Here is a 14,424-nt window from a genome sequence, read left to right on the forward strand (position 1 = left end):
ATCATACAAAAGGATGAGAACAAAATCAAGTAAAACATTTTGGTTCGGACTCAGTTTAAGGTATTCTATTAGAAAGGAAATTTTTTAAGAGGAGAGAGAATAGATGAGAATGCTTGATGAAATTCTTGATTTTAATGAAAAATTCGTATCAGAAAAGAAATATGAAGAATTCACCACTACTAAGTTTCCGAATAAGAAGATGGTTATTTTGACTTGTATGGATACAAGGCTTGTTGAACTTTTACCGAGGGCTCTGAATATTCGCAATGGAGATGTGAAAGTTGTCAAGAATGCAGGTGCCCTGATCATGCACCCGTTCGGGAGTATCATGAGAAGTTTGCTTGTTGCGGTTTACCAGCTGCAAGCAGAAGAAGTGGCAATCATTGGCCATTATGATTGTGGCATGAGCGGGATGAAGCCCGACATCGTGATAGAAGGAATGAAAAAGCGCGGGGTTACCGATGACATGCTGAATACATTGAATTACTCCGGAATAGACGTAAAGGAATGGCTTCATGGTTTCGATAACGTCAAGGACAGCGTTGCCCACAGTGTCGAAATCGTTAAAAACCATCCCTTGATGCCTAAGGATGTTCCGGTTCATGGATTGGTGATCGATCCTTCAACGGGAAGGCTTGACCAAGTGATCGATGGCTATGAAAAATAATATCAATGGTTATGAACTTTAGTATTTTTCTTTGATGGCCATTCTTCAGGTACCGGGTCCATGCCGCCTGGATGGAAGGGCTGGCATTTAAGGATTCGTACAATCGTCAGCCATCCGCCTTTGATAGGTCCAAACCTTGTAATTGCTTCATGTCCGTAATGGGAGCATGTCGGATAAAATCGGCACGTAGGCGGCTTCAATGGCGATATGACAACTTGATAAAAACGTATGATGCCGATGAATGCTTTTTTTAGCATGGTTGGTGTTCATCCCTTCTTTACATCATAGGTATTGTTAAAGCCAATGTTGGTTTTAAAGCCCTGTTGATTGAAGTGGAAGGCGCGTAGACTCCTGCGGGATGAGCAAGTCATGGGGAGACCCCGCAGGCGCATAAAGCGCCGAGGAGGCTCCCCGACTTCCCGCGGAAAGCGAAGCGCCTGGAACGAAAATCAACAGCCTAGTTTTAACGGAGCAAATCCTAAAAAGGAGCTGATTGCAGCTCCTTTTATTTATTTTCATCATGAGCTTTTGCTTCAACAGAGTCTTCATGGCTGTCACGGCTGTCAATCGGATCGACCGTATGCTTGAACTGATATGCCTTTGAAGTAGTGACTACGCTTAATATTAAAACAATGATAACGATAATGACTGAGATAATCAAAACGGTATACATAAAAAGGCCTCCTTTGCTTCAAAATTATTGTAGCATTTTCTTTTCAGCGATAGGAAAAAAGTTGCTGCCAGCATGTTTTTTATAAAGCTGGAAGGGGAATATAATCTATGACTAAAAGGGAGGATGAAATAAAAATGGCACAAACAGATTTAATTCAAGCAGTGAACCAGCAGGTTGCGAACTGGACGGTACTTTACACGAAGCTTCATAACTATCACTGGTATGTGAAAGGCCGTCATTTCTTCACGCTCCATACGAAATTTGAAGAGCTTTATAACGAAGCGGCGACAATCATCGATGAATTCGCTGAAAGAATTCTCGCATTGGAAGGAAAACCAGTTGCCACTCTTAAGGAATATCTTGAACTGTCTTCAGTGAAAGAAGCAACAGGGTCTGAAAATGAAGAAGAAATGGTACAGCAATTGCACGATGACTTTGCTACCATTGTGGACGAGCTCCATAGCGCAATTGAACTTGCAGAAAAAGCAGAAGATACAGCTACAGCTGATATGATGACAGAGGTAAAAATGAGTCTGCGCAAACATATGTGGATGTTCAAGGCTTATCTTGGATAAGAATATAGGGAAAACTGGCCTGCTTGGCCAGTTTTTTTCATGGTTGGAAAGATTATCTGTGTGGAGGAGAATGATGGGCAAAAGAAAAACCGGCATCAGCCGGTTATATATGTATAGTTATTGTAAGGATTAGTGCACATTCCTGGAAGGATATGAATTAACAGAGCGAGCGCCAAAATCGTCCTGGGCAAACTTTCCTTTCAAGCTCTCGATCAAATAAAGCCCCATCAAATCATAAAGCTCCTGCTTATCAAGGTCCTGGATGATCTTCAACAAGTCTTCTCGGCTCATTTCTTCAAGGAAGGCAAAAGCGAGCATATCGATATCCTCTTCATCACCGGTCAATTTATTGCGGTATAGTTCGTATAGCTCATCAATCAGTTTCATGAATTTCACCTCTCCTTCTTGATTGTCCATAATTCCTTATACTTATTTAATACCCTCCAATGGAAAAATTATGCCTTGAAATTGAAGTATTTCCCTATTGGGTTCGCTGATATGCTTCTATCTGTATTTGGTCTAATTTTAACATACAGACAACTTTAAGAGTAATTTGGAGGGCAGAAAAAATTATTTATTTTATAGATATTCAGTATAAACGAATATAGACGCAGGGAACGATATCCTTGAGGTGAGGCATATGCCAGAAGGCAAAAAAACATATTATATCAACATCAGTGAAGGCCATATTTCACGCGATTCAACTGCATCTCCATGGAATTTTAAAATTGAGGCAAATGACGAGGAAATCACCGCATTGAGGGAAATATTTGATCAGAGCCACTCCACAGGCTGGCAAAATTTCATGAGAGCGCATGTCCCGTATGTCCAGTACCATTATGACCGTGAAAATGACGCCCTCGACAGACAGCTGATCCAGACATATGAAATGATTCATAAACTTGGTGACGAAGAAGCCAGGAACCACATTGAAAGCATGGGAATCCTTCCAGAAAAATAGAGCAGCCGCAGACAATGGTCTGCGGTTTATTCATTTTTGGATTTTCTATATAATTAGGACATGAACTAAAGGCGGGGAGAGTTTTCATGGAGAAGTTTAAAGATATGAACGGCGGAGATGTAATCTTAGCCTTTCAGGAAAACGCCTTTGAAAAAAGTGCGCGCCATGTGCTGGTCATTTGTAAATATCAGGGGAAATGGCTTTTGACCAATCATAGTGTCAGAGGTCTTGAGTTTCCAGGCGGCAAAATGGAAACAGGCGAAACTCTGGAGGACGCAGCCCGACGTGAGGTCATGGAGGAGACGGGCGCAATCCTAAGCAGGCTTGTCAGTATTGGCGAGTATCAGGTGAGTGATGAAGAAGGTTCGTTTGTTAAAAGAATCTTTTATGGAGAAGCAGAAAAGATTGTGCAGCAGGAAGACTACATGGAAACCGGCGGCCCGGTACTGGTGGGTGGAGATATGCTGTTGGAAAGAATGAAAGACGAGTACAGTTTTATCATGAAAGACGATGTAATGAAGCATAGCCTTGAATTTTTAAGTGAAAATCAATGATAAGAGTTGGCCACACTTGGAATAACGCCGCTTTTTAGCTGTTATTGTTAAAATAAATCCAGTAACCGTGGCGTCAACATCAGCTTAATGGCGGATCCTGTTAGCGAAGTACACTTTATTGGCGAAAATCTGATTTTATTGGCGAAGTTCACAACTTTATTGGCGAAAATCTGATTTTATTGGCGAAGTTTACAGCTTTATTGGCGATAATTAAAATTTATTGGCGCTGTCACGACTAATTCTAAATAAGCAACCATTTTAAAACTAAAAAAGAAGCCGGACCTCCGGCTTCTTTACTGGTCGCTTTTGATCAGTTTCTTTTCGAGCAGTTCGACCAACTGATACATCACTGTGGCAAACAATGCGATGACAAGCAGCGATAAATAGACGAGCGTGAAATTGAAAACCTGGAAACCGTAGATGATCATATATCCTAGGCCTCGGGCGGAAACGAGGAATTCTCCGACAATGACTCCAACCCAGGACAACCCGACATTCACTTTTAAGGTCGAAATGATGGTCGGGAAAGAAGCTGGCAAGATTGCCTCCCTGAAGCATTGGGTCCTTGTGGCTCCAAATGTCTGAAGCACCTTCAAATAGTTTGGGTCAACCTCTTTAAAAGCGGTATAAACAACAATTGTCGTGATGATGACGGAGATGATCGCTCCCATCGCTATGATGGAGGTCATGTTGGTTCCTAGCGCAACAATCAAAATTGGGCCAAGGGCAACCTTTGGCATTGAATTCAAAATTACGAGGTATGGATCTAAAATCTTGGAAAGCAACGGTGACCACCACAATATTGCTGCGAGTATCGTACCTGCGAGTGTACCGAGAATAAACCCAAGTACGGTTTCAGCCAATGTGACTCCAAGGTTAACTGCCAGTGACCCATCCATTGTCTTCTCAATTAACATATTCCATATTTTTGACGGTGAACTGAATAGGAGAGGGTCGATCCATTTTTGCTGGCTTGAGATTTCCCAGAGAGCAAAAAAGGCAATGAAAATCAGCAATTGATAGATACGGACCGTTTTTCGCTCTCTGCTTAACTTTTTAAGATACTCTTGATGGAGGAGTTCAGTTTGCTTCTGGTTCAATCGATTCCAACTCCTTCCATATTGTTTGGAACAGTTCATTATACAAAGGGTGGTTCCTAGCCTCAAAAGGTCTCAAGTTTCTTAGCTCTTCTGGAATGTCAAAATTTCTATGCAAGCGTCCTGGCCTTGGTGAGAACAGGAAGATCCTATCGCTCATTGCAATCGCTTCTCCGATATCGTGTGTAACGAGAATCGCTGTTTTCCCGAATGTCTTGAATGTGGTTGAAACCAAGTCCTCAAGCTTTAATTTCGTTTGGTAATCCAGTGCGGAAAAAGGTTCGTCGAGCATGAGCAGCTTAGGCTCTGTTGCCAGTGTACGAACAAGTGCCACACGCTGGCGCATCCCGCCTGATAGCTGTTTTGGGTAAAGTTTTTCTACGTTTTCCAAACCCATTTGCCTTAGCAGCGATATAACCTCTTCTTTTTTTGAATCCTCCAAAGTCCCGCTAATCTTCAAGCCGAGAAAGATATTTTCCTCAATCGTTTTCCAAGGAAACAAATAATCCTGCTGCAGCATATATCCTGTTTGATTCGCAGCATCCTTGACAGTTCTGCCTTCCAGTTTTACCTGTCCATCCGAGGGTTCAAACAACCCTGCGATAATTGATAGCAGTGTTGTTTTGCCGCAGCCGCTCGGACCCAGGAAGGATACGAACTCTCCTTCCTGGACATCGAGTGAAATATCATTCAGTGCAGTGACAGCAGATGTTTTTGTAAAATAAGTGTGATGGATCCCTCTTAATGTCAAAAAGTCCATTTGGCTGCAACCTCCTGTTATTTCATGACTTCTTCGGCGACCTCAGTATTGACTAATGTGTCATGGCTGACTTCCTCAGGAAGTTCCCCTGCTTCATCCATGATATCCTGCAGGTTCTTCCATTCACTCTCATCCAAAATCGGGTCTGTCGCATAGGATCCTTGGCTCTTATAGCGGTCAACTACTGTCTCGATAAGGGTCAAATCTGTATCTTTAAAATACTCCTGGATTACTTCCGCAGTTTCTTTTGCACTGTGTGACTCTACCCACTGCTGTGCCTTATAGATAGCACGAGTGAACTTTTCAATTGTTTCCGGATTTTTTTTCATGTAGCTTTGTTTCGACATAAATGTGGTATATGGTACATGACCGGACTCGGTTCCGAACGAAGCGACAATATGGCCTTTGCCTTCTTTTTCGAATAAGCTAGCTTGCGGTTCGAATAGCTGGACAAAGTCACCTGTACCGGAAGCAAAGGCATTTGGAATGTTCGCGTAATCAATATTTTGGATCATTTCTAAGTCTGCCTTTGGATCGATACCGTGTTTCTTTAGCACGAATTCACCGACCATTTGCGGCATTCCGCCTGTACGCTGACCGAGATAGGTGGACCCTTTTAACTGGTCCCAGGAGAAATCATCGATTTTTTCCCTGGAAACAAGGAATGTACCATCGGTTTGCGTCAGCTGGGCAAAGTTAATGACAGGATCGCTTGAACCCTGAGCATACACATAGATGGAGGTTTCCGAACCAACGAGCGCAACATCCGCTGCATTCGACAGCACGGCGGTCATCGTCTTGTCACCGCCCCAAGTAGTTGTCAGCTCAATTTCTAAACCTTCCTCTTCAAAAAATCCCTTTTCAAGGGCAACATATTGTGGAGCATAGAAGATTGAACGTGTCACCTCAGCAACTTTGACAGTCTGTACCTTGTCTTGACCGCAGGCTGCAAGAGGTATAATAAGTACAGCAATCAAAAATAAAGCAAAACCAGCTTTGAACCATTTTTTCATCATGATGCCTCCTAAAAATCTGTCTTATAATGGGCTTACAGTATCGTATGGAATCATCTAAAAATGTGTGAATGCCCAGGAACCAAATTTGGAAAAATTCATATATGAGGAGTGTTAACGTTGGAAAATGACGGGCAAATAATCTCTGCTTATAAATTTCCTTCCCCCAATCCGGCGGTCGAGCTGCAAATGGTGACCTATTATGCTGACGGCCTGCGTGTCAAAGGGCTTCTTGCCAAGCCGATTGATGGAAGCGGGACAGAAGGATTCCTGTATTTGCGCGGCGGAATTAAAAATGTGGGCAAGGTGCGGCCTGCCCGGATTGCGCAATTCGCAGCTAATGGCTTCACCGTATTCGCTCCTTTTTATCGAGGGAACCAGGGAGGAGAAGGGGATGAAGACTTCGGCGGTGATGACCGGGTTGATGCCTTTGCCGGATTCGAACTGCTGCAATCCTTTCCAGGGGTTGAAAGGGTCCATGTCTTTGGATTTTCCCGAGGAGGTTTGATGGCATTGCTGACGGCCATTAAATTTCCAGAAACCGCGTCTGTTGTTACCTGGGGAGGGGTAACGGATATGTTTTTAACGTATGTGGAGAGAAAGGACCTGCGCAGGATGATGAAAAGAGTGATAGGCGGGTCGCCGAAAAAGGTACCAAGCAGGTATAAATTCAGGACTCCTTTGTATGAAATGGAAAACTTGAAGGCACCGGTGCTGCTAATCCATGGCAGGAATGATCACAATGTGTCGGTTGAACACTCCTATCGTATTGAGAAACGATTAAGAGAATTGGACAAGCCTGTGGAAAGCTGGTACTTTGATGACTACACACACTACTTTCCGCCAGTAATGAACCGGAAAATTGTCGACGATTTAACGAATTGGATGAAATCACGCCTACAACAATGATAAAATAAAGTGAAGTTTATGATGAACAATAGAGGAGCGATTATAATGGGGATGCCATTAGAGTTAAATACAATGATTGTCACAAAGGGCCGGGAAAAGCGTCTCGAAGACAATTACTTCTCTTTGACCAAGGAAGGATACAGGCTCTATCCTGTTGATATTCCACTAGAAGTCAAAAAAACAATCGAAGGTGACCTGACAGGAACAGGTGTCATCACGAAAGTAGAGTGGACAGAAAAAACAACAACGCTTACGTATCAATTAGTTTCATTAAATTCAACCAATTAAACAGGGCGTTTTGTGCCCTGTTTTTTCTTTATTTTCATGTATTGAATCAGGAAGACAATAGTCATTCCTAAGTTCCGTTTTTGATAACCTCCTTGGCAAAAGTAAATGGAGCAGCTCAAACGAATATAAACTCTTCTTTAGCGCAAAAATAAGGAAAAAAGAAGGAGTTATGAATAGAATGGAACATAACCCTCAATTGACTTCATCAGAGGTTGCTGCCATGTGGGGAGCGTATATGCAAAATTCAATGGCTCACTGCATCGTACAGCATTTTGCAAAGGTAAATGAAGATACCACAATGACGGAAATCATAAATGATGCGTTATCAAATTGTAAATTCGTAGTGGATCAAGTCAAAACCATTTTTGAAAAAGATAAACATGCACTGCCAATCGGTTTTACCCAGGAGGACGTGAATTTAAAGGCAGGCCGAGTGTATTCAGACCTTTTTGCTTTAAGGTATATTAAATACATGGCTTCGGCAGGAACGGTGGCATCTGCAGCATTTCTCGAAGTGTTGGCAAGGAACGATGTAAGAGAGTTATTTTCGAAGACATCAGAGAAATTTATGAAACTGTATAATGATTCTTGTGACTTGCTTTTAAAAAAAGGCACATTCGTGCGTTCGCCGACAATTCCTCCAATGGAGAAAGCAGAATATCTTCAGGATGAATCCTTTTTATCCAGTTTAATCGGTAGACATCGGCCACTGACTGCTGTGGAACTGGCTCATATTTCTAAAAATACAGAGACGAATTCCATTGGCAGAACCTTTTTGGCTGGTTTCTCTCAAACAGCCCAATCACCAGAGGTAAGAAAATATATGGAAAGAGGTTCAGAAATAGCCGCTAAGCATGAAACTGTTTTTAGAGAAATACTAATAAAGGATGGAGTCCCGCTTCCAAGTACCTGGGATTCTGCGATATCTCAATCCATTGATCCGCCTTTTTCAGATAAGTTGATGATGTTTCAAACAAACAGTCTGGATGCGATCAGCGTTGGTGGCTACGGAACAGCAATTGGAGCAAGCTTAAGAAAGGATTTAGGCGGGCTTTACACAAGACTTGTTACTGAAATCCTTCAATATGCAAATGACGGGATTAAAATAATGATTAATAACAGATGGATGGAACAGCCTCCCCAAAATGTTGACAGGGAAGCATTAAGAAACAGAAGTAATTAGTATGAATTGTCATCAGAAAACCACGATAGCTAATAGTTGTAGAAAAAGAAAAGGGCCATTTCCGATTGGAAATGGCCTTTATGATTATTTCGCTGTTGGTCCGCCTTTTTCTTCGATCACAGATGGTACGTTTGTGAACTTTTTGAAGTTTTCGCGGAATTTGCCTGCGAGTTCGTTTGCTTTTGCGTAATATGCTTCTTTGTCGCTCCATGTCTTGACTGGCTGAAGGACATCGTCTGGTACTCCTGGGACATGTGCCGGGATATCCAGGCCGAAGATTTCGTCTTTGACGGTTTCGACATTGTTCAGTTCGCCTTCAAGCGCTGCCTGGACCATTGCACGAGTGTAGGCCAGCTTCATGCGGCTTCCTGTGCCGTATTCTCCGCCTGTCCATCCTGTGTTCACGAGAAATACCTTTGCATTGTGCTCATCGATCTTTTCACCGAGCATTTCCGCGTATCTTGTTGCTGCAAGCGGAAGGAAAGGTGATCCGAAGCAAGTTGAGAACGTTGCCTGCGGAGAAGTGATGCCGCGCTCAGTTCCAGCAAGCTTTGATGTATATCCACTCAGGAAGTGGTACATTGCCTGCTCCTTCGTTAACTTGGCGATTGGAGGCAGTACTCCGAATGCATCAGCAGTTAGGAAGACGATCGCGTTTGGATGTCCGGCAATGCTTGGGTCCACGATGTTTTCGATCGCCTGAATCGGATAGGCTGCACGAGTATTTTCAGTCAGGCTGCCGTCATCATAATCTGCCACACGTGTTTCTTCATCGACGACGACATTTTCAAGCACTGAACCAAAACGAATCGCGTCATAAATCTGCGGTTCTTTTTCCTTAGATAAGTTGATGCACTTTGCGTAGCAGCCGCCTTCGATGTTGAACACACCGTTAGCTGACCAGCCATGCTCATCATCACCAATCAAACGGCGATTGTTATCAGCTGAAAGAGTCGTTTTTCCTGTTCCGGACAGACCGAAGAACAAGGCTACATCGCCTTCGCGTCCCACGTTTGCAGAGCAGTGCATGGAAAGGATGCCGCTTTCAGGCAGAAGGTAGTTCATTACAGAGAAAATGGACTTCTTCATTTCGCCCGCATATTCTGTTCCGCCGATCAACACGACGCGCTGTTCGAAGGAGACGATGATGAATGTTTCGGAATTTGTTCCATCAACTTTTGGATCCGCTTTAAAAGTTGGGGCAGAGATCACTGTGAATTCAGATTCATGGTCCACAAGCTCTTCCTCTGTTGGGCGGATGAACAATTGATGGGCGAAAAGGTTATGCCAGGCGTATTCATTGATAACCTGAATCGGAAGGCGGTGTTTTGTGTCAGCACCTGCAAATCCTTTGAAAACGAATACTTCTTCTTTTTCTTTAAGGAAATTCAATACCTTATTATATAGTTTTGTGAAAGATTCTTCTGAAATCGGCTGATTAACAGAGCCCCAGTCAATTTTGTCCTTTACGGACACTTCTTCAACAATGAATTTATCTTTAGGTGAACGGCCAGTATACTTACCAGTTGTCGCTCTTACAGCGCCAGTTGAAGTCAGGAGCCCTTCATTTCGGTTCAGGACTTTTTCAACAAGCTGGGGAACGGATAACTGGATTTGCACATTGCTGCCACTTAATAATGCTGAAAGTTCATTTGATATTCCTACAACATTCATCGGAGAATACCTTCCTTTTTTAAAAGATTAATAATTTTGTAAGTGTTTACATCTCGATATTAGTATAACACATTTGTTCGATTAATCTATACTAATCGCTCGAAAAATTACCTTGTACCTATCTTGCGTTATATAATTCTTTCTTTATATAGTCAAGCGAAAAGGATGCTTTTCAAGACCATTTTAGTTTACAGAAAAACTTTCAACAACAATCGACAATTTTACCGAGAAAACCATTGACATGCCATTATAGTTTCGTTATGATTTGGACTTGAACGGATACTCTCTTATCCCGAGCTGGTGGAGGGACAGGCCCAATGAAACCCAGCAACCTGCAGACGTGAAAAAACAGCTTTTTGGAATGCTGACCTTTTTCCGGGCAAAGGTGCTAACCTGACGCAAGGGAACTGCCCTTGAACGATAAGAGCGAAAGGCGCGGATTTAAGCTAAAACCTTTCCTCGTAAATGGAGAGGTTTTTTATATTGCTTTTTTCTGTCCAATGCATTGAATTGCAGCTGGAATGCCTTCTTAGGTGTCATTGCTCCCGTGGGTGAGATTAGGAAAAAAGATATTCACCATGAATCCTAAACAAATTTTTCTAATAAAAACTCAGCGTTTATTTCATACTACATAGGGAATGAGTACCGTATCAACCCGAGGTCTGTATTGGGACAGCCTCGATCAATTTTTATACATGAGGGAGGAACTCAGATGTCAAACAAACGCCGTTTGTTCACTTCTGAATCAGTAACAGAAGGCCATCCGGATAAAATTTGCGACCAGATTTCTGACGCGATTTTGGATGCGATCCTTGCAAAAGATGCTAATGCACGTGTTGCTGCTGAAACATCAGTTACGACAGGCCTTGTACTAGTTGCAGGCGAAATCACTACATCTACATACGTAGATATACCTAAAATTGTTCGTGAAACCGTCAAGGAAATTGGTTATACTCGCGCGAAGTATGGTTTCGACTCTGAAACTTGCGCAGTGTTGACTTCCATTGATGAGCAGTCTGCTGACATCGCTATGGGTGTTGACCAGGCTCTTGAAGCACGTGAAGGACAAATGTCCGATGCAGAAATCGAAGCAATCGGCGCTGGGGACCAGGGCTTGATGTTCGGTTTTGCATGTAATGAAACGAAAGAGCTTATGCCTCTTCCGATTTCATTGGCTCACAAGCTTTCACGCCGCCTGACTGAAGTGCGCAAGGAAGAGATCCTTCCATACCTTCGTCCAGACGGTAAAACTCAAGTAACGGTTGAATACGATGAAAACGACAAGCCAGTCCGCATCGATACGATCGTTATCTCAACTCAGCACCATCCTGAAGTTTCGCTTGAGCAAATCCAGCGCAATCTTAAGGAACACGTGATCAATCCTGTCGTACCGGCAGAATTGATCGACGAGAACACAAAATACTTCATCAACCCAACTGGCCGTTTCGTAATCGGCGGACCGCAGGGTGATGCTGGTCTTACTGGCCGTAAAATCATTGTTGATACTTATGGCGGATACGCTCGCCACGGCGGAGGCGCATTCTCCGGTAAGGATCCTACAAAAGTTGACCGTTCAGCGGCATACGCTGCACGTTACGTTGCGAAAAACATCGTAGCTGCCGGCCTTGCTGAAAAGGTTGAAGTTCAGCTGGCATACGCAATCGGTGTTGCCCGTCCGGTATCCATTTCAATCGATACTTTTGGAACAGGCAAAGTAAGCGAGGATGTACTGATCGATGTTGTTGAAAGCAACTTCGACCTTCGCCCTGCTGGAATCATCAACATGCTTGACCTGCGCAAGCCAATCTACAAGCAGACAGCTGCTTACGGACACTTTGGCCGTTCTGACGTTGACCTTCCATGGGAGCGCACAGACAAGGCTGAGACGCTTCGCACTCAGGCACAAGGAAAATAAAAAAGTACAAGGGGAGTTGCATAGAAATATGTAACTCCCCTTGTTATTTACCGTCTAATCAAGGAACACCAAAATTATCATCAGGTTTGTGTATGGTCCAAAAGGTGTAAAATAGAGTATTACCTTAAATTTCCCTTAGATTTTACTGCAAAAATTTTGCGTTTAATGATAGTATTAGATGGTATGTTTTTTGGGTAGTAAAATCATTGGAAAATAACAATAAATTTTTTCTGAAATGGAGAAGGTGAAGTACATAATGTGTGGCTTTATCGGTTGTGTACATGAAAATGCACAGAAATTCAGCGGCGATGATAAGCAGCTGTTTAAAAATATGAATGACATCATCACCCATCGCGGTCCAGATGATGATGGATATTTCTTTGATGAGCATATCCAATTTGGCTTCCGCCGCCTGAGTATTATTGATCTTGAGGCTGGCCATCAGCCATTGACCTATGAAAATGAGCGCTACTGGATCATTTTCAACGGGGAAATCTACAATTATCTTGAGCTTCGCGAAGAGTTGATTGAAGAAGGTCTAAGCTTCGAAACTCATTCGGATACGGAAGTCATCATTGCTCTTTACAGCCATCTAAAAGAGCAGGCTGTCGACAAGCTGCGCGGCATGTTCGCATTTGTCATCTGGGATAAAGAGGAGCAGGTTCTTTACGGTGCTCGTGACCATTTCGGCATTAAGCCTTTCTTCTATTTTGAAGATGGCGACCGCACGTTCTTTGGTTCTGAGAAAAAGAGCATCCTGCTTGCGCTCGAAAACGACGTCCTTGATTACAAGGCATTGCAGCACTATTTGACTTATCAATTCGTACCAGAACCTAATACAATGTCAGAAGGCATCTACAAGCTTGAGCCAGGGCATTATTTTACAAAGAAAATCGGTTCACCGATGGAAATCAAGCGTTATTGGAAAGCGAGCTTCTCGCCAATCCACAAAACCGAGGATGAATTTACGAAGGAAATCAGGGACGTCCTTTTTGATTCTGTGAAAATCCACATGCGCAGTGATGTGCCGGTTGGTTCTTTCCTTTCTGGCGGAATTGATTCCTCGATCATCGCGTCGATTGCAAAGCAATACCATCCAGGAATCAAGACATTTTCTGTCGGTTTTGAGCAGAATGGATTCAGTGAAATTGATGTCGCGAAAGAAACGGCTGATCGGCTTGGCGTAGAGAACATCAGCTATGTGATCAGCCCGCAGGAATATATGGATGAACTTCCTAAAATCATGTGGCATATGGATGACCCGCTTGCAGATCCGGCAGCTATCCCTTTGTATTTCGTTGCCCGTGAAGCAAGAAAGCATGTAACGGTTGTCCTATCAGGTGAAGGTGCGGATGAGTTGTTCGGCGGATATAATATCTACCGTGAACCGCAGGATCTTGAAATGTTCAACAAAATCCCTCAGGCAGGGAAGGTCATGCTGAAAGGTATCGCGAAAATGATGCCAGAGGGAATGAAGGGGAAGAGTTTCATTGAACGCGGCGTGACGCCAATGGAAGAGCGTTACATCGGCAATGCGAAGATGTTCACTGAAAAAGAGAAGAGCGAACTGCTGCACGTATATAACGGCCAGTACGATTACAGGGATATCACTAAGCCTCTTTACAGAGAGAGCAGAGGATATGACCCGGTTGATACGATGCAATATATCGATATCCATACATGGATGCGCGGCGACATTTTATTGAAGGCTGATAAAATGACAATGGCTCATTCTTTGGAGCTTCGTGTTCCATTCCTGGATAAGATGGTGTTCGAAACAGCTTCGAAGATTCCGACAAGCATGAAGACGGCTAACAATACTACGAAGTATATTTTACGTAAAGCAGCTGAAGGTGTGGTTCCTGAGCACGTATTAACCCGTAAGAAGCTAGGCTTCCCGGTACCGATCCGCCACTGGCTGAAGAACGAAATGTACGAATGGGCAAAGAATATCATCAAGGAAAGCAACACAGAACATCTCATCAATAAGTCATACCTATTGAAACTATTGGATGACCACTGCCAGAACAAGGCGGATAACAGCCGCAAGATCTGGACTGTCCTGATGTTCATGATGTGGCATGATGTTTATGTCGAAAAAAAATACTCCTTCCAGAAGGAGTATGAGGCTCAGAAAGTATTGCAGTCTTAATAA

At 43.2% G+C, this 14,424-nt stretch carries 16 protein-coding genes and 1 riboswitch; of the genes, 9 read left to right on the plus strand and 7 right to left on the minus strand.

Annotated features, from left to right (window positions below; all coding sequences use genetic code 11):
- Positions 1 to 103 precede the first annotated feature (103 nt).
- Complete coding sequence (locus AB5I83_RS19155; protein ID WP_167834350.1) at positions 104 to 667, plus strand: beta-class carbonic anhydrase; 564 nt, start codon at positions 104 to 106, stop codon at positions 665 to 667.
- A gap of 2 nt (positions 668 to 669) precedes the next feature.
- Here AB5I83_RS19155 and yidD read toward each other — a convergent pair whose 3' ends face one another.
- Positions 670 to 924 carry a membrane protein insertion efficiency factor YidD gene (yidD, locus tag AB5I83_RS19160; protein WP_448977681.1) on the minus strand — a complete coding sequence of 85 codons (255 nt, stop codon included), beginning with the start codon at positions 922 to 924 and terminating at the stop codon, positions 670 to 672.
- A gap of 248 nt (positions 925 to 1,172) precedes the next feature.
- Positions 1,173 to 1,340, minus strand: a complete 168-nt coding sequence (ytzI, locus tag AB5I83_RS19165) for a YtzI protein (RefSeq protein WP_448977682.1) — start codon at positions 1,338 to 1,340, stop codon at positions 1,173 to 1,175.
- A gap of 107 nt (positions 1,341 to 1,447) precedes the next feature.
- Between ytzI and AB5I83_RS19170 the strand changes: the two genes are divergently transcribed.
- Positions 1,448 to 1,915, plus strand: a complete 468-nt coding sequence (locus AB5I83_RS19170) for a Dps family protein (protein ID WP_245243655.1) — start codon at positions 1,448 to 1,450, stop codon at positions 1,913 to 1,915.
- A gap of 129 nt (positions 1,916 to 2,044) precedes the next feature.
- Here the strand turns inward: AB5I83_RS19170 and AB5I83_RS19175 are convergent, their stop codons facing one another.
- Positions 2,045 to 2,302 (minus strand): DUF6154 family protein, encoded by a 258-nt coding sequence (locus AB5I83_RS19175; protein ID WP_023626881.1) that lies wholly within the window; start codon positions 2,300 to 2,302, stop codon positions 2,045 to 2,047.
- A gap of 253 nt (positions 2,303 to 2,555) precedes the next feature.
- On the opposite strand from AB5I83_RS19175, the gene AB5I83_RS19180 reads away from it, so the two are divergent.
- On the plus strand, positions 2,556 to 2,876 hold the full coding sequence (locus AB5I83_RS19180; protein WP_448977685.1) for a hydrolase: 321 nt from the start codon (positions 2,556 to 2,558) through the stop codon (positions 2,874 to 2,876).
- Positions 2,877 to 2,962: 86 nt separating this feature from the next.
- Positions 2,963 to 3,430, plus strand: coding sequence for an RNA deprotection pyrophosphohydrolase (gene ytkD / locus AB5I83_RS19185; RefSeq protein WP_448977687.1), 468 nt, complete (start codon positions 2,963 to 2,965; stop codon positions 3,428 to 3,430).
- Positions 3,431 to 3,723: 293 nt separating this feature from the next.
- Here the strand turns inward: ytkD and AB5I83_RS19190 are convergent, their stop codons facing one another.
- The 3 genes from AB5I83_RS19190 to AB5I83_RS19200 are packed head-to-tail and all read right to left on the minus strand — an operon-like array spanning position 3,724 to position 6,300.
- Entirely contained in the window at positions 3,724 to 4,569 is an 846-nt protein-coding gene (locus AB5I83_RS19190) for an ABC transporter permease (RefSeq protein ID WP_413231355.1), read from the minus strand.
- Positions 4,511 to 5,287 carry an ABC transporter ATP-binding protein gene (locus tag AB5I83_RS19195; protein WP_448977689.1) on the minus strand — a complete coding sequence of 259 codons (777 nt, stop codon included), beginning with the start codon at positions 5,285 to 5,287 and terminating at the stop codon, positions 4,511 to 4,513. Before AB5I83_RS19195 ends, AB5I83_RS19190 begins: the two co-directional genes overlap by 59 nt.
- Before the next feature lie 17 nt (positions 5,288 to 5,304).
- On the minus strand, positions 5,305 to 6,300 hold the full coding sequence (locus AB5I83_RS19200) for an ABC transporter substrate-binding protein (protein ID WP_448977871.1): 996 nt from the start codon (positions 6,298 to 6,300) through the stop codon (positions 5,305 to 5,307).
- 120 nt (positions 6,301 to 6,420) lie between these two features.
- On the opposite strand from AB5I83_RS19200, the gene AB5I83_RS19205 reads away from it, so the two are divergent.
- The 3 genes from AB5I83_RS19205 to AB5I83_RS19215 all read left to right on the plus strand — a co-directional run bounded on the left by AB5I83_RS19205 (position 6,421) and on the right by AB5I83_RS19215 (position 8,680).
- Entirely contained in the window at positions 6,421 to 7,209 is a 789-nt protein-coding gene (locus AB5I83_RS19205; RefSeq protein WP_448977690.1) for an alpha/beta hydrolase family protein, read from the plus strand.
- A gap of 45 nt (positions 7,210 to 7,254) precedes the next feature.
- Positions 7,255 to 7,497, plus strand: coding sequence for a DUF2584 domain-containing protein (locus AB5I83_RS19210; RefSeq protein WP_167834342.1), 243 nt, complete (start codon positions 7,255 to 7,257; stop codon positions 7,495 to 7,497).
- 169 nt (positions 7,498 to 7,666) lie between these two features.
- Entirely contained in the window at positions 7,667 to 8,680 is a 1,014-nt protein-coding gene (locus tag AB5I83_RS19215) for a DUF3231 family protein (protein WP_448977692.1), read from the plus strand.
- An 84-nt stretch (positions 8,681 to 8,764) separates the two neighbouring features.
- Here the strand turns inward: AB5I83_RS19215 and pckA are convergent, their stop codons facing one another.
- A complete protein-coding gene (gene pckA, locus AB5I83_RS19220) occupies positions 8,765 to 10,354 on the minus strand; it encodes a phosphoenolpyruvate carboxykinase (ATP) (protein ID WP_448977694.1) in 1,590 nt (529 codons plus the stop codon).
- Positions 10,355 to 10,638: 284 nt separating this feature from the next.
- Positions 10,639 to 10,781, plus strand: a riboswitch (SAM riboswitch).
- A gap of 285 nt (positions 10,782 to 11,066) precedes the next feature.
- Here pckA and metK point away from each other — a divergent pair.
- Positions 11,067 to 12,269, plus strand: a complete 1,203-nt coding sequence (gene metK, locus AB5I83_RS19225; RefSeq protein WP_167834340.1) for a methionine adenosyltransferase — start codon at positions 11,067 to 11,069, stop codon at positions 12,267 to 12,269.
- 256 nt (positions 12,270 to 12,525) lie between these two features.
- Positions 12,526 to 14,421 (plus strand): asparagine synthase (glutamine-hydrolyzing), encoded by a 1,896-nt coding sequence (asnB, locus tag AB5I83_RS19230; RefSeq protein WP_448977697.1) that lies wholly within the window; start codon positions 12,526 to 12,528, stop codon positions 14,419 to 14,421.
- Positions 14,422 to 14,424: the final 3 nt, after the last annotated feature.

Source organism: Mesobacillus sp. LC4 (assembly GCF_053543455.1).